The following is a 24306-nucleotide window of genomic DNA, read 5'->3' on the forward strand; positions in this document are numbered from 1 at the left end:
ACAATGGCGTTGATCCCATGACTGGCAAGAAGATAGGCATTGAGACAGGCGATCCTAGGAACTTTAAGACATATGAGGAGCTCTTCGAGGCATTTAAAAAGCAGCTTCACCACTTCGTGGATATAAAGATGAGAGGCAACCAGTTTATAGAGCGCATGTACGCAGAATATGCTCCTGCAGTCTTCCTTTCCGTTTTAATTGATGACTGCATAAAGAAAGGTAAGGACTACAACGATGGAGGGCCAAGGTACAATACCAATTATATCCAGTGTGTAGGTATAGGTACCATAACAGATAGTCTTTCAGTCCTCAAAAAACACGTTTTTGAGGATAAGAGGTACACCATGGACGAAGTTTTAGATGCTTTGCATAAGGATTTTGAAGGATATGAACCTATGCGCCTTACATTCATGAACAAGACGCCTCGATATGGCAATGACGATGACTACGCTGATAGCATAATGAAGGAAGTTTTTGAGACCCTCTTCAATGAAATTGATGGCAGGAAGAACACCAAAGGCGGCGAATATCACGTGGACATGCTTCCCACAACTTGTCATATATACTTTGGCTCCGTAATGGGAGCGTCACCAGATGGGCGAAAGGCGAGGATGCCTTTGTCTGAAGGTATTTCCCCAGTGCAGGGGGCGGACAGAAACGGTCCAACGGCAGTCATAAAATCTGCTGGAAAGATGGACCACATAAAGACAGGTGGAACGCTCTTGAACATGAAGTTCATGCCTAAAGTTCTTGAAGGTGAAGAAGGTATCGAAAAGTTGGCTAACCTGATAAGGACCTACTTCAGGTATGATGCCCATCATATCCAGTTTAACGTGGTTGATGAAGCCACATTGAGAGATGCGCAGAAACATCCAGAAAAGTATAGGGATCTTATAGTGCGTGTGGCAGGCTACAGCGATTACTTCTGCGATATAGGAAAGGACTTGCAGGACGAAATAATAGCAAGGACAGCCCAGGAAACGTTGTAGAAAGCTCTTTATATATGTATCATTAAAGGGCAGCGGGTAAAACTGCTGCCCTTTTTTAATGGAATACATATAAAGGAGAGAAGCTTAATGCTAGAGCCTCTATCGCAAGGGTTAATTGGCAGTCGTTTTAGGTGGGCTATAACTGGTGCAGCGGGTTTTGTTGGATCGCATTTGGTTGAAAGTTTGCTTGCTTTAGGCCAGGAAGTTGTAGGGATGGATAATTTCCTAAGTGGCAGCACAAAAAACCTTGAAGAAGCTACGGAAAAACTTACTGATGATCAACGTAGGCGTTTTACCTTTATTGAAGGGGATATAAGAAACCCGGAAGATTGCTTGGCCCTTTGTAGAGGGGTGGATATAGTGTTGCACCAGGCGGCATTGGTTTCGGTCCCCAGATCTTTTGAAGACCCGTTATTGAACAATCAGTGCAATGTGGACGGCTTCTTAAACGTTCTTTTGGCAGCCAAGAAATCAGGTGCAAGGTCCTTCGTGTACGCATCTTCTGCGGCTGTATATGGTGATGGTGGGGAAAAGATTTTGACGGAAGATGCATCCTTGAACCCCAAATCCCCATACGCAGTAGCGAAGATGACAGATGAGCTTTATTCTCAAGTTTTTGCCAGTGATTTGAATATCGCAGGCTTGAGGTATATGAACGTTTATGGTCCGAGGCAAGATCCTACAAGCCCTTATTCCGGTGTTATATCGATTTGGTTAAGCCGTATAGCTCAGGGTCAGCAGCCCGTTATTTTCGGGGATGGCAAGAATACGCGGGACTTTATCTATGTTAAAGATGTAGTTCAGGCAAATATAAAGGCAGCACTGTTTAAGGGAGAAAAACATGAAGTGTTTAACATAGGTACTGGGCATAGTGTTACCCTCTTGGACCTTTTGTCCGTCATAAGGGAGCTTTATAGTGAGAAAACAGGCAAGGTAGCGCCAGAAGGTACATTTGCTCCTTTCAGGGAGGGGGATATACGCTACTCAAAAGCAGATATCAGCAAGGCAGAAAAAATGCTTAACTACAAGCCTACGTATGATTTGCGTGAAGGCCTTGATAGGACTATAGATTGGTTTATATTTCAACGGACAGGATAAAAGCCCACCCTGTCCGTTGAAATTGAGTTCTATTAGTATTCCCACTGGAAGTCTTCTACACCGGCATCGAGAATTCGTTTTTTAAGATCCTTACAGTACTTTTCTAGGTCTTCTTTTGTCTTGCCTTCTACTCTTGCAACCAATACTGGCTGGGTGTTGGATGCCCTTACCAGGCCCCATCCTGAAGGATAAAGGATCCTAACGCCATCTATTGTGATGGCCTCGTAGTCTTTTAGAGCACTTTCCTTTATTTTCTCTATGATCTCAAATTTGCGCTCGTCGCTACATGGTATCCTTGTTTCGGCGGTGCTGTAGTATTTAGGAATACCTGAAAGCATCTCAGATAGTTTTTTGTCGGAATTGGACAAAATTCGCAAAATTCTGCCTGCTGCGTAAAAGGAATCATCGAAACCATAGTATTCATCTGCGAAGAACATGTGTCCCGAGACTTCCCCTGAAAAGAGCGCATTCAGTTCTTTCATCTTAGCCTTAATGAGAGAATGTCCTGATTTCCACCAGACTACCTCTCCACCTAGGCGCTTTATTTCATCTACTAATGCTTGGGAACTTTTTACTTCAACTATGGCCTTTGCTCCAGGGTGCTTAGGAAGTATTTCCCGCCAGAAGAGTATCATCAAGATATCTCCAAAAATAATGTTGCCCTGGTCATCTACTACACCTATGCGGTCCGCATCGCCATCGAAGCCTAACCCTACGTCGGCTTTTTCCTTTAGAACTGTATCTATTAGGTATTTTAGGTTTTCCCTTTTTGTGGGGTCTGGATGATGATTGGGGAATTGTCCATTGGGCTCTGCGAAAAGAGGAATTACCTCACATCCTATTCTTTTTAAATATTCATTTACCACTGGACCTGCCGTACCATTCCCTGAATCTGTTACCACTTTGAGCTTTTTGGGGCCAAGTTTTGTCTTAGAAACGAGCATATTAATATAGCTCTCGTTAATGGATTCGGTAAAGATTGCTCCCTTTTTGCTGCTTTTTTCCATATCATTTTTACATATCATCTCGTATATTTCTTTTATTTGTTTCCCATACAAGGTGGTTTTCCCAACTGCCAGCTTAAGGCCGTTAAACTCTGGAGGGTTGTGGCTGCCAGTTATCATGATGCCCCCATTTAGGCCATAATGGTAGAGGCTCCAGTAGAGCATGGGGGTTGTTGCCACACCTATATCTGTAATGTCTATACCTGCAAGGGTGATTCCCTCTATTACGTCCCTTCGAATGCGCTCCGTTGATGGCCTTACATCTCCGCCTAAACATATTCTGCCTATCCCTCTTCTCTTTAGCAGCGTTCCAAATGCCATGGCAATTGCCTGGACGTTCTCACTGTTCAGTTCCTCTTCTGCCAAGCCTCTTATATCATATTCTCTGAAAATGTGCTCCGGTACGGGCATGTGAAGACCTCCTCGAACATTTTATGATACTTCTTAAGTATACTGTAAAAACATTAGCAAAAAATTACTTCAAATTATACCCTTTTGACGGTTCAACTTTCCAGTAAGCCTTTTCAATCTGTGAACTATAGAAAAGCGTAACTTCTTCCAGGAGTCGTACTCATAAAAAGGGCGAGCCCTGTCTAATATCACCAAGGCGGATTTTGTAAATTTGAAAGCTTTGGGAAAGTCTTTGATATGGTGTTCGTTTATTTTTGCAAGTTCAATTAATACATCTACAAGTATTGGTCCCTTAATGGCAGCGGCACACTCTTCGAAGAGGCTTGCAGCTTCCTCATAGTTTTGCCTTCTTTTTTCTTCGTAAGCCAGTTTTAGCTTTGCCTTATAACTCCAAGGGCAGTCGTAAGAAGCTACAGTTTTCCATAGCTTTTCTGCTTCTTTCATTTTCTTTTTTGAAGCCCAAAGCTCTCCAGCTTTCAAGGTATCCTCTGGATCTACCAGCTCTAATCCTCTCATTAGTTTTGCTATCTTCAGCTTAAGCGCTACTAAAGATAATATGTCCATGAGATTATGGTAGAACACTCCTTGGAGAGGCCGAGCGTTGCCGGTTTTAAGGAAATCGGCATAATGCTTGGGTACCAGCCATCCTGGAGCATCGACTATGGTTCTTTTGACCTTAAGTAGCTGAGTTTCAACTGTTGCCAACCTGCAATTTTCTAATTTCCCCTTCCAAAGATAGCGGACGAGTTGGAGTAAATCCAAATGTCCAAATACGTCCACTGGCAACGTTTTGCGGTTCAATATGGACCTGGTCTGGATTATAGGCCAATCGAAGGCTTTGCCGTTGTAAGTAACAAGCGAGACCCTATTCCCCGGGAAATTTTCAAAAAGAGCCTTAAGCCACAATTTTTCTGATGCAGGAGTCGCAAGAAATATTTGTTTGGCTACTAGGTGTGTTCCTGAAGGGTAGGCCAAGCCGGCCAAGAATGCGTAAGTTCCGCTTCCTCCAGCTAATCCGGTCGTTTCCAGGTCGAGGAAAACAGGTATCCCTTTGACTCCCCATGGCTCAAGGGTCAAGGCAGATTGACTTATTTTTTCCAGCAATACGTCTCCATGCCTGTACGGCAGAGGAAAAGTTTTTGTTATAAGATACACGCCTTCGTGGACCCAAGTGCCTTCAGGCAATCCTTCTATGCCATCTGATTTCTTTGTTTCGCTTTTTTGTGGCAGTGGACCCAATAGCCTTTCTAACCTGGTCAAGTTATTCATTCTTCTTTTATTGTCACCTCAATTAGAGAGGTCCTTAATGTGCAAGTATGGTATCCAGCAAGAATGCTGTGTCCCTTTTCGCGTTGATTTGTGCGCCAATTGGGCCAACACAGCCAGGGCAACCTTTCTCACATTTGCAACTAGATAGAGCTTCTCTTGCAGATAAGAGAAGCTTATCTCTCAGTTCGAAAGCGCCCTCAGCGAGCCCAATACCTCCTGGATAGTTGTCAGCTATGTACACTGCTGGTCCTTCAATGAAAGGATCCCTTACCAAACCATGGACTATTATGTCATGCCGTGCGCACATCAAAAATAAAGGAGCCGTACTGCGCATTAGGTTGGCAAGCCCTGTTAGCGCTGAACTTTGCCTGTTCTCATCCCATCCTTCCCAGACAATTCCTGTCTGTACTTTGAACCAGCACGCAGTTGTGTGCATTTGTTCTTCCGGTAGGTGTATGTGCCCATATCCTAGGTTCTCGTGAGTGTGTAGTTTTATCTTTTTGTATATAGTTGGCCTGCTGGCTAATAAGACCTCTCCAAAACCCCAGTTGCCTTTTTCTTCTAGGATATCTATAGGTTGGAACCTTACGGCCATATCAGCATCGGTATAGTAATCCACGTCTACCTGGCGCACGTAGCATCTCATGCCATCATAGTCCAGTTGCATCACCTGGTAGGTCTTTCCTCCGTGAAAGTATATGGCCTCAGGGTGGATGAGCATAGGGGCACTTGGCCTGTCTACTTCTCCTATGACCACAGGTTTTGCGGTTTCCGTGATGTCTATAATTACAAAATTTTCGCTTGTCGCGCTTCTTAAGGAAAGGGATTCGGCAGGGAAGGAATCTTCCTGCCAAAAGTACCTTTCTCCTGCTTTGTGAAGCGTGCCTTTCTGGCTAAGATATTCTAATATCTCAGAGATATCTTTATTGCCAAATGTTTCTCCATGATGAAATGCTAGCTCAAAAGCGCTGCATTTTACGTGGTTGGCCAGTATGTACAGGTTATCTGCATTTATGCGAGCCCTTTCCGGCGAGGCACCAAACAGGTACTCAGGCCTTGCAGCAAGAAATTGATCTAGAGCAAACGAGGAGGCTACCATTATGGCAGCAGAAAGCTCCTTGCTTCTTCCAGCTCTGCCTATTTGTTGCCACATTGACGCTATGCTTCCAGGATAGCCGTGAAGAATGGCTAATTTCAAGTAGCCTATATCTATGCCTAACTCCAGAGCGTTAGTAGAAACCACACATGAAATTTCACCTTCTCGCAGTTTCCGTTCTATCTCTCTTCTTTCACTTGGCAAATACCCTCCGCGGTATCCCTCAACCTTGTGGGGCTCTAGGCCTCTCGAAATTAAATTTCTTCTAATGTAAGTTACAAGAAGCTCAACATTTACTCTGGATCTGGTGAATACTATGGTGCTTATGTTGTTTGCTGCCGCCTCTGCTGCTATTTTTGCAGTCTCGTTCAAGGATGATTTCCGAATGCCCAATTGTTCATTGACCACAGGTGGATTGTATAAGAGAAATTTCCTGGGGCCCCTTGGCGCTCCGCTTCTCGTTATTATGTGAACTGGCTCCTCTAGTAGAAGTTCCGCCAATTCTTTAGGGTTGCTTATGGTTGCTGAGGAACCGATAAATGTCGGTTTGGTGCCGTAGAATGAGCATATTCTTTTGAGTCTCCTTATCAGGTTTGCCACGTGTGATCCAAAGACTCCTTTGTAAATGTGAAGCTCATCGATAACTACGTACTTGAGGTTTTCGAAAAGCTTTATCCATTTTGTATGGTGAGGAAGGATTCCCGTGTTGAGCATATCAGGGTTTGTTATTACTATATGTCCTGCCGCTCGAAGCTTTTGCCTTGCTGCTACAGGAGTATCTCCATCATAGGTAAAGGTTTTTACGTCTATTCCTGAGGAGTTTATAAGTTGGTGAAGTCCTGCCATTTGGTCTTGGCTCAGGGCCTTCGTGGGGAAAATGAAAAGTGCCCTTGCATTTTGATCTTTCATGATAGCTTCCAACACAGGGATGTTATAGCATAGGCTTTTACCAGAGGCTGTTGGTGTGGCAAGAACGACGTTTTTACCTTCCTGGATCATTTTGATGGCTTCAACCTGATGGCTATAAAGCCTTTGAATCCCTTGTTTTTCGAGGGCTTTTATTAATTTTTCATCTAACTTAGGCCACTCGTTCCATGCTGCACCTTGAGCAGGAAATTCTCTAAGTGAGCACACCTTTCCATTGAGGGTCTTTACCCACTCAAGGAATGAGTCCAAACTTTTGTGTGGTTTTATCAGCAGGGCAATACACCTCCCAAAAGAGCTTTGAAACTAAGTATTTATTGGTAGATTTTATACCAGAAGGGTTCCTGAAGGAAATGGATAAGTACAAGAGGCAGAGAAATAGGGGCCCATCAGGGCCCCTTAAGTTGTGAGTCAGTTGCTATTTTTTCTTTATCTGCCTGACTACATCTATGACAGAGCCATCCCTATATTCTATTACCCCTATTATTCTGTCCGTGTACTCGATTGGTGCCATTTCTCCTGCAATTTTTTTGGCTTTTTCTGCTAGCTCATCTATCGTAACTAGGGGTAAGTCTTTACTGGGCTTAATGGCGTCTAGGAGGTCCTGCCGTTTTGGATTTATGGCTACGCCAAACTCTGTGACCACAGCGTCTACAACTTCTCCTGGGGTCGTAACTGTATAGACTGAATCCACAACTGACGGAAGTCTTCCTCTGAGGAGGGGCGTGGTTATTATAGTAAGTTTGGCGCCCGATGCAGTATCCTGATGGCCTCCAATACCATGGAGCAGTGCGCCGTCAGATTCAGTATTGACGTTCACGTTAAAGTTCCTGTCTACTTCAGTGGCTCCGAGTACCACGGTGTCCAGCATGTTTACCATGCATCCGGCATTCCAGGGGTTAGCATACCAGTCTGCTGAAATTTCTACGTGAGCGGCGTTGCGGGATATGGATTCCACAGCGGCCAGATCGAAAGACTGAACGTCCATAATTTGTTTGAAAAGGCCTTCCTCCAGCATGTCTACGAAAAAGCTTGTAATTCCTCCAAGACCGAAACTGCCTTTTATTCCTCTTTTTCTCATAGCGTCACGAACGTAGGCTGCAGTAGCAAGAGATATCCCACCTGCACCTGTCTGGAAAGAAATTCCCTCTTTGAAGTAGGGGCTGGATTCAATAAGTTTTGCCGCGTACCGTGCTATGAGAAGTCGCATTGGATCTCGAGTTACTCGGGTTGTTCCTGATACTATGCCTGCTGGATCCCCAATTTTATCTACCTGAACAACATAATCCACCTGAGTTTGAGGAATCTGTATGTAGGGGGCAGGATATTCCACCAGGTTATCTGTTATGGCTACTACGCACTCCGCGTAATCAGCATCGGTGTGGGTGTAACCCAGGGAACCACAGGCAGACTGGCCACATGCACCAGTCAAGTTTCCGTATTTGTCAGCTGTTGGAGCTGCGATAAAAGCAACGTCAATTTTTACGTCTCCACTTATTACGGCCCTGGGTCTTCCTCCGTGGCTTCTCAACACAACAGGAAGCTCCATGCCGCCTTCCGATACAAGCTGTCCTATCGGTCCATTAACAGAGCCCTGAATTTGGCGAATTACGCCTTTTTGTATGTGCTTGGTCAGGTGCTTGTGAATGCCAAAAAGAGCGGTGGGGAATATGACTAAATCCTTTATGCCCATTTCAGCACAGGCATCAAGGACCATGTTGACCACGTAATCGCCATTACGGAGGTGATGGTGGAAAGATATGGTCATCCCGCTCTGCAATCCTGACTCGCGGATGGCAGCTTTTATGTTGGGGAGTGTCTTATCTGTTTTTGTGAAAAAAGTTGTCCTGTTTTTCTTGCCATAGCGGTTGCCTTTTGGCAATCGTTTCGTAGCTCCTCTGAACAACACAACGTCGTCTTTGTAACCAGGTATAGAGCTTGGTATATCTCGTCCTACAGCATTGACAGCCATATTCATTCGCCTCCTTCGAGAAGGCCAGCTTTTTGCAGCGTGTACTCTGCACGCTTCACTACTGGCTTATCTACCATTTTCCCATCAACAGAGACGGCGCCTAAGCCTTTTTCCGCAGCTTCTTTTGCTGCTTGTACTATTTTCTTTGCTTGAGCGATTTCTTTTTCTGTTGGAGTAAATACATCATGAATTATGGGAATTTGATTTGGGTGGATCACACTTTTGCCTTGGAAACCGATTTGCTTGATCCACTCGGTTTCCCTTCTTAAGCCTTCATCATCGGTTATATCGGAAAAGACGGTGTCTAGCGGATCCACTTTCGCCGCGTGAGCAGCCAAGACCACCATTCTCCTTGGACCTACCAGCTCTTCTGATGTCTCTGAGCGGCTTGTCTTTAGGTCTGCTCTCAGGTCTTCCCCTCCAGGGCATATGGCAGTAACTCTTTTTGAAGCAGTTGCTATGTGATATGCGTTCCAGATACCTAGTGCTGTTTCAAGTAAACAAGTTATTTGGATTTTCCCTTCAGGAATGTTGTTTTTGCTTTCTATTTCTGATATGGCTTCATCAAGCAGTTCTATATCTTTGGGAGTTTCCACCTTCGGAACTCTTATGCCATCTATCCCGCAGGGTATGACTTCCTCCAGGTCTTTTTTCCAGAAGGGGGTATCCAACCCGTTTATTCTCACTGTTACTTCACATCCGCCGAAGTCGATGTTCTTTAGTACTTCCCGTACCAGAATCCTCGCAGCATCCTTTTCGCTTAGTGCTACGGAATCCTCCAGGTCAAGAATTACTCCATCAGGTTTGAAAAGGTGTCCCCTTATCAACATGTTTGGGTTGTTGCCAGGTAAATATAGCATGGTTCGTCTTAGTGCCATTAGTTATCACCCCCTATAAGGGCTTTTGCTGCTGCCTCTACTCGTGCTTTTAATACTATGTCGTTGGCACCGTTATACTGAATAGACAGAATAACATCTTTGATTCCCATTTCTTGTAGTGTTGTCTTTGCTGTTTTAAGGATAGAATCCCTAAACCTAGCGATATTGGAACCTTCCATGGTTATAAATATGCCTTTGCCTTTTTCTGCTTCACTGGCAGTTACCAGGCAATCCATGGATTCCAATGTACCTGCTTGGGCAGTTTTCATTCTCATCCCCTCCGTGAAGTACGAACCATCTTTCGAAGATAATATTTCTACACTGGTGCAGTTTAGTTTGAACCAAAAACTAAAAAAGACGAGACCCCCTCTGGGGGTCCCGTCCACCACTAGAATAGTCTTAAACTAGGTGCTCCCATGCACACATTTCTTTCGCCTTGGCACAAATTTCGTCTGCTTTCTTATCGAAGTCTGGGTCTATCTTTGCTGCTATTGCCTTTGCCATGTCAAGGGTGGAGACAGCCTTTGTTTCCCAATCTTTATCTCCGCGGTCTCTCCAAATGTCATATGTTAAGTATTTGCCTTCTACCAATGTGTCGCCTATGGCTTTTTCTAATTTTTCTGCATATTCATCCAATCGTAGGTATTTGAGCATCATTGCTGCGGTTATAAGCATTCCACAAGGATTGATCTTGTACTGATGGGCGTATTTGGGTACAGAGCCATGGCTTGGTTCGAATACTGCGGTGTTTTCGCCTATGTTTCCGCTCGGAGAGAAGCCTAAACCTCCAATGAGCTGAGAAGCTTCATCCGAGAGAATATCGCCGAATACATTGGATGTCACTATGACCTGATAGTCCTGAGGATTCTTGATTAGCCACATTGCCGTTGCGTCAGCGTTTTCTTCTCTTGCTTCTATTTCGGGATATTCCTTGGCTATCTCAAGGAAACGTTCTTTCATCATGCCGTCGGTGGCCCTTATGACGTTGGCCTTGTTGCAGTTTACCACGCTTTTTAAGCCATTTGCCTTGGCATATTCGAAGGCAGCTCTTATTATTCTGTCGCACCCCTCTTTGGAGTAGACCCTCCAGGAAACAGCAACCTCGCTTTTGTCCTTAAAGCGCTCCATGCCGGGGTGTAGGTCGAACATCTCTTTAGGGAGAGGCCTCCACTCGACGGCAGAGTAAAGGTCTTCAGTATTCTCACGGAACAATACTATATCTATGTTTGGGTCACCCTTTAATGGAGTGCTGACGCCAGGGTAAAGCTTGGCTGGTCTGAAGTTGATGTAAAGATCGAATATCTGCCTTAGTTGAAGGATAGCAGATTTGAACCCTTTAACTCCTGATTTGGATGTTATAGCGGCCATCAACGTAGCATCGGAATTTTTTACTTTTTCTAGAGTTTCAGGTGGAACAGTGTTTCTCTTAGGATCTCCTTCGGGATATTCTTTGCATGATTTCTCCCACATGCACCAGCCCATGTCGGCCCTGACCCAATCTATTGGGGGATTTAAGGTCTGCATGACAATCATGGCTGCTTCCATTACGTCGAAACCTGAATCATCTCCAGGTATGTAAGTTACAGTGTAGCGATTCTTTTTCTCCTTTACTTGCATTACATTTCTTTGCATTTGTATGACCTCCTCTTTTATTCTAGCCCTAAGGATTTTCTCACGTGAGGTATAAGACCACCATCTTCTATGAGCCCTCTTACAAACTCAGGGAAAGGCGGGAAGGAGAAGGTTCCCTTAGGAGTAATAATTTCTCCTTTGTCGAAATCAATGGTTATTTCGTCATTGGGTTCTATAGCATCTACAGCGTCGGGAGCTACTATAATTGGAAGCCCTTCGTTTAAGGCGTTGCGGTAATAAATTCGGGCGAATCCTTTTGCTATTATTGCCCCTATTCCTCTTACCTTAAGGCACGTTACTGCCTGTTCTCGTGAGGAACCACAGCCCCAGTTTTTACCGGCGACTATAATGTCTCCTGGTTTGGCGTTTTTCGTGAACTCGGGATCCAGATCTTCCAGCGCGTATTGACCCATCTCAGAGCGTTCGGATACTGTATAGGTATATTTACCTGGGAAAATGACATCGGTATTTACGTCATCTCCATATTTCCAAACTTTCCCAGTTATCTTCATATCTAGAGCACCTCCCTTGGGTCGGCTATCGCGCCTTTTACAGCGGAAGCCGCTACCGTCATGGGGCTTGCCAGGTAAATGAAGCTTTCTTTGTTGCCCATGCGACCCTTAAAGTTTCTATTGGCCGTGGAAATACAAGTCTCACCAGGCGCAAGTATACCCTCGTGATTACCCATGCAAGGGCCGCAGCCAGGATTGTTTATTATGCAGCCTGCATCCAAGAAAATATTCAGCAGGCCTTCTTCCATAGCTTGGCGATATACTTTCCACGATGCTGGGATCACTATAGTCCTGACAGCTACTTCCTTGCCTTTCAGTATTTTTGCAGCTTCCCTTAGGTCTTCTATCCTGGCGTTTGTACAGCTTCCCAAGAAAGCCTGGTGTATGGGCGTTCCTGCTACCTCGTTTACTGGAGCGTAATTATCCACTGTGTGAGGCTTCGCTACGCCAGGTTCAAGCTCTCCAAGGTTATATTCCAATTCTTTAGCATAGACTGCGTCGTCGTCAGCCCAGATAGCTTCCCACTTGTCTGTTTTGGCATTATCTTTTATAGCGTCTAGAACTTTTTCGTCAGGAGGGCATACGGCGTTTTTGGCTCCCATCTCAATGCCCATGTTGCATAGGGTCATCCTTTCTGCGAGGGACATTTGAGAGATAGCTGGACCGTGGAACTCTACAGACATATAATCTGCTCCGTCTGCCTTTATATCGCCGATGATCTTTAAGATTAAATCTTTAGCAGATACGCCTTTTTTGAAAGATCCTTTTACCGTTATTTTCATCGACTCAGGCACGCGGAACCAAATTTTGCCTGTGGCCCAGGTAGCTGCCATCTCACTTCTGCCTATTCCGGTGGAGAAGGCTCCGTAAGCACCATAGGTGCATGTATGGCTGTCGCTTCCCACCATTACAAGACCTGGAAGAGCGTATCCTTCCTGGCACATTATCTGGTGGCAAACGCCCCCTTTACTGTTTACATCGTAGAAATGTTTTATTCCCTGTTCTTTTACAAATTCCCGAATTATCTTGTGGTTTTCGGCATGCTTGTCTGTAGGCGCCGGCACGGCGTGGTCCAGGATGAAAACGATATGATCCGGATTCCACACTTTTTCCACGCCTATTTTTTTAAAAATCTTTGAAATGGGTGCAGCGTTGTCATGGCTCATGCAAAAATGGGGTTCAACGGTTACCACTTGTCCGGTTTTTACATCTTCCCCTGCTGCTTTCCCCAAAACCTTCTCAGCGAAAGTTTTGCCCATTAGTTTTCACCTCCTATTTTTGTTCTTTGGCTGCTTGAGCCTTGAGGTAAGGGATGAGGCCGCCGTAGGCCATTATTTCCTTTTCAAGGTCTGTTACAGCGTCGCCGTGCATTACTTCACCCGTTGTGAGGTTTTTTATTTCTCCAGTATCAAGGTTTACCTCAAGTTCGTCACCATCTTTAACTTTCTTGGTTATTTCAGGGACTACTAGTACTGGATATCCATTGTTTACGGCGTTTCTGTAGTAAATTCTGGCGTAAGATTCAGCTAGGATTACGGGGATACCCAGTTCCTTGAGGCAATATACGGCGTGTTCTCTGGATGAGCCGCAGCCAAAGTTGTGGCCTGCTACGACAAAATCTCCAGGTTTGGCCTCCTTGGCAAAATTCTCTTTGCCAGGGTAGTATTCGAAAGAGTATTGTGCCATTTCCTTTGGGTCAGTTATAGCGAGATATTTGTTGTGGTATATAAGGTCTGTGTCAACATCGTCACCGAAAACCCATGCTCTTCCTCTTAAAATGTTCTCTGCCATGAGAATTCACTCCTTACCCAATAATTTCCCGCGGGTCGGTGATTACGCCGCGAACTGCCGATGCCATAGCAGTCATAGGACTTGCCAGATATGTATGGCTTCCTTTTCCGACCTTTCCAATGAAATTTCTATTGGTGGTGGACATGCCCACGTCACCACTGGGCAGCGTTCCATAATGCTTTGCTGTGCAGAGTGCGCAGGTAGGATTAGTGAAAATTACTCCTGCCGCCAGGAATTTTTCGATGAATCCGGCCTGTGCACACTGTTTCATTACCTCTCGAGTTGCAGGAGTAATGATGGCTCTAATTCCCGGGGCAATCTTGAAGTCTGCGGCCTTTAGGACTTCAAAGGCAGCGGCTATATCCTCAAAACGGCCGTTGGAGCAGGAGCCGATATGTATCTGGTCAAGTTTTTCACCAGCTACTTCTCTGACTGTCTTAACATTGTCAGGGGCATCAGGGGCAGATACCATGGGTTCGAGGTCGTCAACGTTAAACTCGTATTCTTCCGAATAGATTGCGTCAGGATCTGCCTTAATGGCTTCAGCTAATTCCACAACTTCCTCTCCTGCCCTTGCTTTAAGCCATTCTAAAACCTCACCGTTTGGCTGGATTAGCCCTATTTTTCCACTCATTTCAGTGACCATGGAACAAAGAGTGATTCTCTCTGCCAGGTTAGCATTTTCGATGGTCGGGCCGACAAATTCTACAGCCTTATATATAAGCCCACCAGCTCCTAAAGTTCCTACTATCTTTGTTAGCAGGTCGCGCATGCATACGCCCTTTTTGAAGCTTCCTGTTACGTGGATTTTGACGGTTTCTGGAACCCTGTACCAGAGTTTTCCAAGAATCCAGGATGCAACTATGTCGGTATTACCCACACCGGTAGCGAAAGCACCGACAGCTCCAAGTAGGTTCATGTGGCTGTCTGTTCCCAGTATGACCCATCCTGGTTTGACAAGGCCGTTTTCCAGGAGCACGTGTTGCCCTATTCCCCAATTTACGTCGAAGACTTTGGTTATGCCTTGTCGTTTCGCAAACTCTCGTATAAGTTTCTGGTTGTTTGCTACCTGCTCGGAACGAGAGGGAGCCTCCAAATCAAAGGTAAAAGCTATTTTGTCAGGGTTCCAAACCTTTCCCTTGCCTTCCGTTTCCTTGTCAAACTGCAGAACGCAGTTTGGTCCTGCGAAGTCTCTTGCAGTTGAAAGATCAATGTTGCACCATACTCTGTCACCAGGTTTTACTTCTTTGCCTGAAGCTCTCTGGATGATCTTTTGGATCATCGTCTTTCCCATGGAGATGCACCTCCGTTAATTGGTTTTAGGTAATCTTAGATAAGTCCCATAAAGGACTTAAGGGTTTCGAAGTTTAAAAAGTCGCACTTGTTTATTACTACTGCTTCTGGAGACCTGTGCCTTCCGTCGCCTTCGCCTGCGTGAACAGCTATGCAATGGCAGATGGGTGAAGGTATATCGTTCTTCATTGCCAGGCCGACACCTGAGAATGGATGGCGCAGATCCTTGCCGAGGTCGGATTTTACAACTTTGCCTTCGGCATCCCGTTTATACTCCACCAGCTTACCCACATCGTGGAGTATTGCGCCAGCTATCAAAGTATCGTTATCCAGCTTGTAGTCGTATAAAGCGTTGAATTCTTCCATGGCCTTTTTGGCCATCCTGGTTACACCTCTAAAATGGGTTAAGAGAGAAGCAGGACAATCCTTGATGAGTAGAGTAAAGGGAATTTTGTCCATGTCTTCTGGTTCCCAGCCGCCAATTTCCAAAGCGTCTTCCAGAGTTTTCAAAACTTTCTCCTTGAGCTCCTCGTTTTCAATCCAATTAATTTCTGGGAACAGCTTCAAGATCCTTTCCTTCATAATTAACACCCCTCCATGTTTTTCTTCTATGAGCTTATGGCCTACTGGGCCATTGCTTCCTGCAGAGTTTTATAGATACGGTCTATATGTTTGGCCGCAAGATTTGCAGCCAAATCCATATTATGGTCCACTATGGCTTCATATATTTCTTTGTGCTCGTTCAGGAATGCCTCTTTATCGTTCAGAAGGGAATATATCCTTTCGTGGGTTGCCATTATCAGGTTGAAAGTCATTTTAACGACGTTCACGAAGATGAAATTGTGGGTCGCCTCGGCGAGGGCTAGATGAAAGTCGTAATCCAACTTGGCTCTTTGGGACAAATCGTCGATATTTTGGGAGGTTTTGGATAGTATTTTTCTTATTTTGGTCAGATTTGAAGGGAGAGCGTGCATGGCAGCAGCTTTTGATATAGCAGGATCCAATATGCGTCGGGCTTCCATTAGTTCAAGGATTGCTTCATCTTCAAGGGGGACCATGCTTGTTTCCTTATTGTCTGTGCGGGGTTTCCTGACGAATCGTCCTTTACCCGGTATACTTTCTATCAACCCTATCAACTCTAAAATTCGAAACGCTTCCCTGAGAGAGCTTCGGCTTACGCCTATCTCTTGCATGAGTTGCCTTTCTGAAGGGAGAGGATCTCCTGGCTTAAGTTCTCCTGAAGATATTAGTTGCTTTACCTCTTCTACTACTTGTTCGTAGACCCTAGTGCCTTTTAATTTCCGTTGAGTCATAATCACCCCTCCTACTGGTCAGCCCAGTACACTTTATATACCAAGCGGTCCGTTTGTGCAAGAGGCCGCAAATAGTCTAAATGTTCTGACTAGAAAGACGTATTTTTATTGCATGCACTAAAGTTGACATATGTTCTTTTTTTCATTATGATACATGTAGCGATAATGAAGCATTTTTATTGTTGGCTTGTGTAGGGAGTGAATTAGGCTGGAGAAGAAAGAAAGACAAAACCTTTTTGACGCTGTCAAAATAGCCATTGAGGAAATGCGTTCTTCGGGACAGGAGGTGGATTTCCAATCTGTTGCGCGAAAATTGGGTGTTGCTCGTTCTACGCTTTATAGGAATCTAGCTGTAAGGGAGTTGGTGGAGGAAGTCAGAAGAAAAAGAAGAGGGGGAGTTGTTCCTTACTCTAGGTTAGTTGAAGAAGTTGCTGATTTGAGGCGGAGAGTAGAAGAGTTAGAACGTAAAGTCCAGGAGATTTCTTTCAAGAATTATTCTGTTGAATCTTAGCTGCTTCATTTCCTCTTGTTTTTAATATTTAATTTTTTGCTGATTTAATCATTCCTAAAGTGTCGTCTGTTGGAAAAACGAAAGCTCATAAAAGCTTATTGATGTTGAGGTAGGTAATACAAAAAGGAGGGGGAAAGATGAGAAAAGCATTCAAAGGTATGCTTGCAGTCGTTTTGTTGTCTTTCGTGGTGGTACTGTTGGTAGGGGCAGCTTTTGCTGCGGATAAGAAAGTTGTTTTTGTTGACCACAGTTGGAACAGTATTCAGATGCACAACAGAATAGCAGGGTATATTTTAGAGAAAGGTTATGGCTATAAGCCTGATTACATGTTTGCGGAATCTGTTCCAGGCCTGACTGGCCTTGCCAGAGGGGAAATAAATGTGCTCATGGAGCTATGGGTGGATAATGTCCTGGATTGGTATAAAGAAGAGGTAGAGGGAACTGGCAGAGTTTTGGATTTGGGAGAAGTTTATCCTGATGCCCCGCAAGGCTGGTATGTTCCTACCTTTGTTATAAAGGGGGATGCTAAAAGAGGCATCAAACCTATGGCTCCAGACCTCAAATCTGTATTTGACCTGCCTAAATATTGGGAACTTTTCAAGGATCCTGAGAACCCCAAGAAGGGTCGCTTCTACAACGCTGTGCCAGGATGGGTTGTCCACGATATCAACTTAAAGAAGCTGGAAGCTTATGGGCTTCTTAAGTATTTTGAGCCCTTTGACCCTGGTTCTCAGACAGCTTTGGCTACAGCCATAGTGTCCAATTATGAAAAAGGCAAGCCAGTGTTGGCTTATTATTGGGAGCCAGAATGGATAATGGGCATGTTGGATATGACTAAGCTGGAAGAGCCTCCTTACGATCCAAATCGTTGGGGGAAAGATAAAGACTTTGGTTGTGAATTCCCTCCTTCAAAGGTACACATAGGGATAAACGCCAAATACGCTAAAGAAAACCCCGAAATAGTGGAATTCTTGAAAAAGTATGAGACAACTCTTGCTCAAAATAACGCAGCGCTGGCCTTTATGCAGAAGAACGAGGCTTCTGTTGAAGACGCAGCCATATGGTTCTTGAAGACATATCAGGATGTATGGAGTAAATGGGTAGATGATCCGGAAAAAGTGGAAAAGGTAAGGAAAGCATTGGAGAAGGAGAAGAACCAACAGTGAGTGATGTAGCCATAGAAGTAAAAGAACTTTGGAAGGTATATTCGAAATCCAAGTCGGGAAAGGTCGTACTAGATGTAGATGATGAGGAGCTTATGAGGTCCATTGAGGTCTCTGAAGAGGACGTCGTGGCTGTAAGGGATTTGTCGTTTGAAGTAAAGAAAGGCGAAGTATTCATCGTGATGGGGCTTTCTGGTAGCGGAAAGTCTACACTGATTCGCTGTCTGATACGCCTTGTGGAGCCAAGTTACGGAAAGGTAATCATAAATGGCTACGATGTCACTGCAATGGATAAAAAAGAATTAACGGAATTCAGAAGGTATCAGACAGCTATGGTTTTCCAACATTATGGATTGTTGCCTCATAAGGACGTTTTGGATAATGTGGCCTTCGGATTAAAGCTAAGAGGTGTTCCGAAGAAAGAGAGAAGAGAGAAAGCTATGCATGCTCTTGAGGTTGTCGGTCTAGAGAAATGGGCTAACTACTACCCATCCTCGCTGAGTGGTGGAATGCGTCAGAGAGTTGGAATTGCAAGAGCTTTGGTTGCGGATCCCCCGATATTGTTAATGGATGAACCGTTTAGCGGATTGGATCCCTTAATACGCAGGGAAATGCAGGACGAACTAATTCGCCTTCAGGAAGAGATGCATAAAACCATATTTTTTGTCACCCATGATTTAGATGAAGCCATGCGTTTGGGAGATAGAATGGCCGTAATGCGAGATGGGAGCATAGTGCAGATTGGCAAACCCGCTGAGATCTTTGCAAATCCTGCCAATGATTATGTGGCTCGCTTTGTACAGGATAGAAGAGAAGAGATCAGAAAGGCCGATGAACAGATAGCAGCGCTCAATGCAGCGAAAGACAAAGAGGTGAATAGCGATGTTTCCTGAGGCTTGGGAATTTCACGTGGCACAACATCTTAATAGAGGAATAAAGATTTTGATACAAAACCACAGTGAAGGTTTTGACGCTTTTTCAAACGGGCTTTTGCAGTTTTTGTTAGGTGTGCAGTCAGCCCTGTCAACGATTCCGTGGTGGGGATATATATTATTGATTGCACTTATATCATGGTTTAGCATAAGAAGAATTGTCCCGACTATAGTTTTGTCTTTGTTGCCGCTGCTAATAGGAGTTTTTGGCTTTTGGGACCTTGCTATAGAGACATTGGCTATAGTAGTTGTCTCGGTTGTAATTTCCCTTGTGCTCGGTATTCCTCTGGGTGTAATAATGGCTGAAGTCAAAAGCCTTGGCTATGTGATAAGGCCTATTTTGGATGCCATGCAGACTATGCCTAGTTTCGTTTATCTGATACCAGCCATGATGTTGTTTGGATTGGGTAAGGTGCCTGCTATTTTGGCTACGGTTATATATGCCCTTCCACCGGTGATAAGGCTAACGTGCCTTGGGATTGAGCTAGTCCCTAAACCTGTGCAGGAAGCAGCCTTAGCTTATGGAGCGACTAGGTGGCAGCTTCTGAAAGAAGTGCGTCTCCCACTAGCAATGCCGTCCATAATGGCTGGTGTCAACCAAACTACAATGATGGCTCTTTCGATGGTCGTCATAGCCTCAATGATAGGTGCTAGGGGGCTAGGCCAGGAGGTTTTGCTTGCTATAAACAGGATCAATGTGGGGCGAGGATTTGAGTCTGGTATTAGTATAGTCATTATGGCTATAGTAATAGACCGTATAACCCAAGGGCTTGCGAAGAAGTGGGACCCAGTCAAAAAACGTTAATGCTTAAATGGCAAAAATTGCTGATGGCATATATTAGCCCCTCCAGGTAAAATATAGTTATCTGGAGGGCTCATTTATTTGTGAAAATAAGCATGAGAGGATGGTCGAGTTGCGTAAGATTGTAATTTCTGTAATGCTTGCTTGTATTGTGTTAGCTGCCGTTGCGGCAGCGGCTTTTGCTGCTGAGGGTGGGAAGCAGTCTCTTTATGTAACTCCCGAATGGTTGAAGGCTCATAGGAATTCGGTTGTTATCGTGGACGCCAGACCTAAATCCCTTTACGCCAATGGCCATATTCCTGGTGCTGTTAATGCAGAGTGGACGTACTTTGCCAACATGAAGGGACGCCCTGGTTCCCCTGGTTGGGGAGATCTTTACCCCAAACATATTTTGGCCAAGAAGATAGGAGCCTTGGGTATTGATGGAAAGAAACCGGTAGTTGTCTATGCCGACCCAGGTGGATGGGGGCAAGACGGATGGGTAGTTTGGATATTACGCCTTTCGGGTATAGAGAACGCGAAAATGTTGGAAGGCGGGTTCCTGGCTTGGAAAGCAGCAGGTGGCAAAGTTTCCACTAAACGTGTAGTGGCAAAGGCTAAACCCTTTAAGATAGAGAGTTTCAGGGGAGGTTATAATGTCACTACACCATGGCTAAAGGTCAAATTAGGAGAAGTCCGTATAATAGACGCTAGAACTCCTTTCGAATACCAGGGAGCAAGAATCTTCCAGGAGCGCAGGGGAGGCCATATCCCAGGGGCTATAAATATACCTTATGATTCGGTTTTCAATGAGGATCAGACGGTAAAGGATGTAGGGGAACTTAAAGCCCTTTTCCAGTCCTATGGCTTATCTCCAGACGACGAGATAGTGGTGTACGACACCGCGGGGGTGAGGTCAGCATACTTGGTTTTGGTCCTAAGAATGGCTGGATTTGAAAATGCGAGAAATTATGATTCCTCATTCCACGAGTGGGCAGGAACTCCTGAGTTGGAAGTTGTTCAAGGGAGCGAGCCTGGGGCTCCGTCTCCACTCGCTGCTGCAGGTAATAATGAGAAAAATAGCACCCAAGCGGTAAGTAACTAAGCTGTTTTTATCGTGGAGATATGGGGCATGGGAGTGTTTATGTAGATGCCATTTAGCATTTCTATTGAAGGAGTAGGTCTCAAGACGTTCGACAATCCTGTTTCAGGGAAAGATGTTCTTTCTCTCTGCACTCTGGACGATAGGCCTGTGGTGGCATGGCATGTTAACAATTACCTCAGACCGTTAACATGGGTCGTGTCGGATCATGCAGAAGTGGATTTCGTGGATACCTCAACGTTTGAGGGGATGGCAGTCTACAGGAACACTTTGAGTTTTTTGCTTGTAGTAGCATGTAAGAAAACTTTGGGCAGAGAACTTTTTATAAGACATTCCATTAGTGATGGGTTTTTTTGTGAGTTGCAGGGAGGGGCTCCTACGCAGGACGAATTAAAATTACTTCGTGGGAGCCTTAAAAACCTCATTGAAGAAGATATACCTATAGACATGGAAATCGTGCCTCTGGATAGGGCAAAAAAAATATTTAAAGCCCAAAATGATGTTAGGAAAGCCGATTTATTAGGTGCAGCATGTATGGATCCAGTCACCGTGTGGTTGTGTGATGGAATTTATGGACATTTTTACACCCCACTAGCACCTTCTGCTGGCTATATTAAATCATGGGATCTGGTTTCGTTCAGAAACGGTGTGGTGCTTCGCTTCCCTACGGTAACATCGCCTCAAGGATTACCTCCCTTCAGACCTCCAAAGAAGCTTGCGGACGTATTCGAGGAATACGCTGGCTGGTTGGATATTTTAGGTGTCAACACAATGGAGAGCCTCCACCGTTACGTTGCATCAGGAAAGGCCCAGGAGCTTATTTTAGTGTCCGAGGCTTTGCATAATCAGAAATTAAACGAGATAGCTTATGAAATAATAAAAAAGGGCGATGTTAAAGTGGTGTGTATAGCAGGTCCGTCTGGTTCCGGTAAGACTACCACTGCTAAAAGGCTCGCCATAACCCTTAGGGTACGTGGCAAAAAAACGGCAGTAATATCTCTTGATGATTATTTCTTGGACAGAGAAAGGACACCAAGGGATGCTGATGGTAATCCTGATTTTGAATCTATAGAGGCTCTAGATTTGGACTTCCTGCACCATCAACTCGAGATGATCCTTGAAGGCAAAGAAATTATATTACCCAAATTCAACTTTATATCGGGGAAAAGAGAACAAGGGCCTCGCCTAAAGCTAGAGGAGCAGGGTGTAGCCATAATTGAAGGGATTCATGGGTTGAACCAACGGATCACGGATGTAGTTCCAGAAGAAAAAATATACAAAATCTTTGTATCTCCTCTTACTGGAATAAGCATGGACCAGTACAACAGGACAAGTACTACCGATAATAGACTATTGAGACGTTTGGTAAGGGATTACAGGACGAGGGGGAAGAATGCGGAAGCTACTTTGCTACAATGGCCTTCGGTCATTAAAGGTGCCCAGAGGTATATTTTCCCCTATCAAGAACAGGCCGATAGAATGTTTAATTCCGCATTGGTTTATGAACTTCCTGTCCTCAAAGGCTACACTGAAGCTCTTCTGAGGAGCGTAAAGGAGTCTTCACCTGCTTATGGGGAAGCCCAAAGACTCTTAACCCTTTCTCAGTATATTCCTTTTATCCCCTCAGATGCAGTGCCTAACACCTCCATATTAAGGGAATTTATAGGTGGCAGCTGTTTCGAATAGCCATATATAGCCTTGAAATGTTCTTGAAACTTCCCCCTTGAACTTTATTATGCAACCGGTAGTATTATGTTCAGGAGGGGATGTCATGAAGGTTACCATGGCTGATGTGGCGGCTGAGGCTGGAGTCAATAAGGCTACTGTAAGCAGAGTTTTAAAAGGGGATCCGAGGATAAGCACTGCTACACGGGAAAAAGTGTGGGCAGCAGTAAAGAAGCTGGGGTACAGGCCTAATATCCTGGCAAGAGGCTTATCCACCAAAACCACTGACACAGTAGGCGTTTTGTTTAAAAATCTTTCCCTCTGGTGGGTGGGTCCTTACCTTTGTGGGCTGGAGCGAGTCCTTGAGAGGGCAGGATTAGAGATTATAGTGAAAGAAACCGCTTCAGATGAGAAAAAAAGATTTAATGCTTTAAAAAACCTTTCTGCAAGACGTGTGGATGGTGTGATATGCGTTTATGAGAAGCCTCCCGAGACAGAAATGGATTTGGTGGCTGTTACTGTAGGAGAGCATGATCCGAACGGTGTTTCTATCAAATTTGATGAGGCGGCAATAGTCGACAAGATAATGAAAATGACTGATGGCCTAGGGTTTAGATATCATAAGGGGGAAGGTGCGGTATATCCCTTCCTTGAAAAATACCAGTCAGAGAAAGATGTAAAAGTACATTTGATAGATGGTAGGGTAAATAAAAAAATAGAAGCCTCTCCCCTGAATTTTATGGTAATTTGCGGTTCTCAGGGAGAGGCTCTCGTTTCAGGCGCTTGGGCATTAGAGTTTCCTGCATTTCACTTGGGGGCCCTATCTGGAAGGCTCCTCATAAATTGCCTAAAAGACAGGCGGATCCGCCCCCAATCTGTTCTAGTGGTTCCTCAAGTGTTTACTCCCGAAGGAGAACTTTGGAGCTAACCCTATGGCTATTTTCTACAATGTCTTCTGTGTATGGTAAGTATGTCTGTTAAAAGTGCTTGGCCGGTTTCGACTCTGCCGGCCCCTGGTCCTACTATTGTGACATCCCCAAGGTGGTCCGTAGTAAAGGTCAAAGCGTTAGTGGCATCCATTATGTTGGCCAATGGATGGCTCAAAGGAATTTCCATGGGGGCAACAGAAGCTTTTGCTTTGCCATTTGTCTTCTCTACTTCTGCTATCAGCTTTATCCTTGCCCTTCTTTGTGCAGCTTCTTGGATGTCCTTTTGCGTTATCTTTGTTATTCCTGTTCTCTGAACGTCTTCTATCTTCATCTGCTCGCCCATTATGACGTTTGCCAAAACCTGGGCTTTTACAGCTGCGTCCCATCCTTCCACGTCGCCGGTAGGGTCTGCTTCAGCGTAGCCTAATTCCTGAGCTTTTTTGAGGGCGTCTTCATACGATGTTCCCTCTTCCATTCTTGTAAGAATGTAGTTGGTGGTTCCGTTTACTATTCCCATAACTTTCTTGATGTCGCAGCCTGCTAGGGCTTCTCTTACCAGGTTTATAGAGGGAGTGCCACTTAAGACTACACCCTCGAATAGGTATTCCACATTGTTTTTTGATGCTAGTTCTAGTAGTTCTGGCAAAGCAACAGAAACAGGCCCTTTGTTTGTAGAGACAACGTGTTTTCCGAATTTTAGTGCTGCTTTTATGTGGCTTAATCCTGGTTCTCCTGTTTCCAGGTTGGTTATTGTAGTTTCCACTATAATATCGGCTTCGCTTTTTTCAATGATTTCAAGAGAGTCAGGATCTGTTATGTTGGGATGTTCTTTTATATTTCCTTTGGAGTCAAACATGTTTAACAAAAATTCTAGATCTAATCCAGAAGTGTTAAGTACAGATCCTTTGATTGGGTCAGCTATTGCTGTTATAGAGTACTCAAAATTGTATCGCTCCTTGAGAGAGGCTTGTTTGTCTTTCAGTATCCTCAGGAATCCCTGAGATACATTTCCAAATCCTATTATTGCTATTTTCCACATGA

23 protein-coding genes are annotated in these 24306 nt (G+C 44.6%); 9 read left to right on the forward strand and 14 right to left on the reverse strand.

The genetic code is table 11. The features are described 5' to 3' along the window. Positions 1-989 (forward strand): pyruvate formate lyase family protein (locus tag H0Z23_RS04035; RefSeq protein ID WP_296867688.1); only part of this gene is annotated, 989 nt, incomplete at its 5' end. An 87-nt stretch (positions 990-1076) separates the two neighbouring features. Continuing rightward, positions 1077-2087 carry an SDR family oxidoreductase gene (locus tag H0Z23_RS04040; RefSeq protein ID WP_296867689.1) on the forward strand — a complete coding sequence of 337 codons (1011 nt, stop codon included), beginning with the start codon at positions 1077-1079 and terminating at the stop codon, positions 2085-2087. Between the two features lie 32 nt (positions 2088-2119). Here the strand turns inward: H0Z23_RS04040 and H0Z23_RS04045 are convergent, their stop codons facing one another. The 13 genes from H0Z23_RS04045 to H0Z23_RS04105 form a co-directional block, all read right to left on the reverse strand. Continuing rightward, a complete protein-coding gene (locus tag H0Z23_RS04045; protein ID WP_296867690.1) occupies positions 2120-3502 on the reverse strand; it encodes a phosphomannomutase/phosphoglucomutase in 1383 nt (460 codons plus the stop codon). A 69-nt stretch (positions 3503-3571) separates the two neighbouring features. Continuing rightward, positions 3572-4771 (reverse strand): ribonuclease H-like domain-containing protein, encoded by a 1200-nt coding sequence (locus H0Z23_RS04050; RefSeq protein WP_296867691.1) that lies wholly within the window; start codon positions 4769-4771, stop codon positions 3572-3574. Between the two features lie 34 nt (positions 4772-4805). Beyond that, positions 4806-7043, reverse strand: coding sequence for a DEAD/DEAH box helicase (locus H0Z23_RS04055; protein WP_296867692.1), 2238 nt, complete (start codon positions 7041-7043; stop codon positions 4806-4808). 166 nt (positions 7044-7209) lie between these two features. Next, complete coding sequence (gene citF / locus H0Z23_RS04060) at positions 7210-8763, reverse strand: citrate lyase subunit alpha (RefSeq protein ID WP_296867693.1); 1554 nt, start codon at positions 8761-8763, stop codon at positions 7210-7212. A gap of 2 nt (positions 8764-8765) precedes the next feature. Then, positions 8766-9641: an aldolase/citrate lyase family protein gene (locus H0Z23_RS04065; RefSeq protein ID WP_296867694.1), complete on the reverse strand. Its 876-nt coding sequence runs from the start codon at positions 9639-9641 to the stop codon at positions 8766-8768. Then, positions 9641-9910, reverse strand: coding sequence for a citrate lyase acyl carrier protein (locus H0Z23_RS04070; RefSeq protein WP_296867695.1), 270 nt, complete (start codon positions 9908-9910; stop codon positions 9641-9643). The genes H0Z23_RS04065 and H0Z23_RS04070 overlap by 1 nt, the downstream gene beginning before the upstream one ends. A 130-nt stretch (positions 9911-10040) precedes the next feature. Beyond that, complete coding sequence (locus tag H0Z23_RS04075) at positions 10041-11273, reverse strand: isocitrate/isopropylmalate family dehydrogenase (protein ID WP_296867696.1); 1233 nt, start codon at positions 11271-11273, stop codon at positions 10041-10043. A gap of 17 nt (positions 11274-11290) precedes the next feature. Further along, on the reverse strand, positions 11291-11785 hold the full coding sequence (locus H0Z23_RS04080) for a 3-isopropylmalate dehydratase small subunit (protein ID WP_296867697.1): 495 nt from the start codon (positions 11783-11785) through the stop codon (positions 11291-11293). 2 nt (positions 11786-11787) lie between these two features. Continuing rightward, entirely contained in the window at positions 11788-13044 is a 1257-nt protein-coding gene (locus H0Z23_RS04085) for a 3-isopropylmalate dehydratase large subunit (RefSeq protein ID WP_296867698.1), read from the reverse strand. Between the two features lie 13 nt (positions 13045-13057). Beyond that, entirely contained in the window at positions 13058-13576 is a 519-nt protein-coding gene (locus H0Z23_RS04090) for a 3-isopropylmalate dehydratase small subunit (RefSeq protein ID WP_296867699.1), read from the reverse strand. A gap of 13 nt (positions 13577-13589) precedes the next feature. Further along, complete coding sequence (locus tag H0Z23_RS04095; RefSeq protein WP_296867700.1) at positions 13590-14870, reverse strand: aconitase/3-isopropylmalate dehydratase large subunit family protein; 1281 nt, start codon at positions 14868-14870, stop codon at positions 13590-13592. A 35-nt stretch (positions 14871-14905) separates the two neighbouring features. Beyond that, positions 14906-15451, reverse strand: a complete 546-nt coding sequence (locus H0Z23_RS04100) for an HD domain-containing protein (protein ID WP_296867701.1) — start codon at positions 15449-15451, stop codon at positions 14906-14908. Positions 15452-15492: 41 nt separating this feature from the next. Beyond that, positions 15493-16182, reverse strand: a complete 690-nt coding sequence (locus tag H0Z23_RS04105; protein WP_296867702.1) for a FadR/GntR family transcriptional regulator — start codon at positions 16180-16182, stop codon at positions 15493-15495. Positions 16183-16390: 208 nt separating this feature from the next. Between H0Z23_RS04105 and H0Z23_RS04110 the strand changes: the two genes are divergently transcribed. The 7 genes from H0Z23_RS04110 to H0Z23_RS04140 all read left to right on the forward strand — a co-directional run bounded on the left by H0Z23_RS04110 (position 16391) and on the right by H0Z23_RS04140 (position 23264). Continuing rightward, a complete protein-coding gene (locus H0Z23_RS04110; protein WP_296867748.1) occupies positions 16391-16693 on the forward strand; it encodes a DUF6262 family protein in 303 nt (100 codons plus the stop codon). A 137-nt stretch (positions 16694-16830) separates the two neighbouring features. Next, positions 16831-17859, forward strand: a complete 1029-nt coding sequence (locus tag H0Z23_RS04115) for an ABC transporter substrate-binding protein (RefSeq protein ID WP_296867703.1) — start codon at positions 16831-16833, stop codon at positions 17857-17859. After that, entirely contained in the window at positions 17856-18749 is an 894-nt protein-coding gene (locus H0Z23_RS04120; RefSeq protein WP_296867704.1) for a glycine betaine/L-proline ABC transporter ATP-binding protein, read from the forward strand. The genes H0Z23_RS04115 and H0Z23_RS04120 overlap by 4 nt, the downstream gene beginning before the upstream one ends. Then, positions 18739-19593, forward strand: coding sequence for a proline/glycine betaine ABC transporter permease (locus H0Z23_RS04125; protein WP_296867705.1), 855 nt, complete (start codon positions 18739-18741; stop codon positions 19591-19593). The genes H0Z23_RS04120 and H0Z23_RS04125 overlap by 11 nt, the downstream gene beginning before the upstream one ends. A 100-nt stretch (positions 19594-19693) precedes the next feature. Next, the gene (locus H0Z23_RS04130; protein WP_296867706.1) at positions 19694-20674 is read left to right on the forward strand and encodes a sulfurtransferase; all 981 of its coding nucleotides are present in this window, start codon (positions 19694-19696) and stop codon (positions 20672-20674) included. Positions 20675-20719: 45 nt separating this feature from the next. After that, positions 20720-22357 carry a nucleoside kinase gene (locus H0Z23_RS04135; RefSeq protein WP_296867707.1) on the forward strand — a complete coding sequence of 546 codons (1638 nt, stop codon included), beginning with the start codon at positions 20720-20722 and terminating at the stop codon, positions 22355-22357. Positions 22358-22442: 85 nt separating this feature from the next. Further along, positions 22443-23264: a LacI family DNA-binding transcriptional regulator gene (locus H0Z23_RS04140; protein ID WP_296867708.1), complete on the forward strand. Its 822-nt coding sequence runs from the start codon at positions 22443-22445 to the stop codon at positions 23262-23264. 8 nt (positions 23265-23272) lie between these two features. On the opposite strand, the gene H0Z23_RS04145 is transcribed toward H0Z23_RS04140, so the two are convergent. Further along, positions 23273-24304: a homoserine dehydrogenase gene (locus tag H0Z23_RS04145; RefSeq protein ID WP_296867709.1), complete on the reverse strand. Its 1032-nt coding sequence runs from the start codon at positions 24302-24304 to the stop codon at positions 23273-23275. Positions 24305-24306 lie beyond the last annotated feature (2 nt).

The sequence above is a fragment of the Thermovirga sp. genome, from assembly GCF_017656375.1.
Taxonomy (GTDB): domain Bacteria; phylum Synergistota; class Synergistia; order Synergistales; family Thermovirgaceae; genus Thermovirga.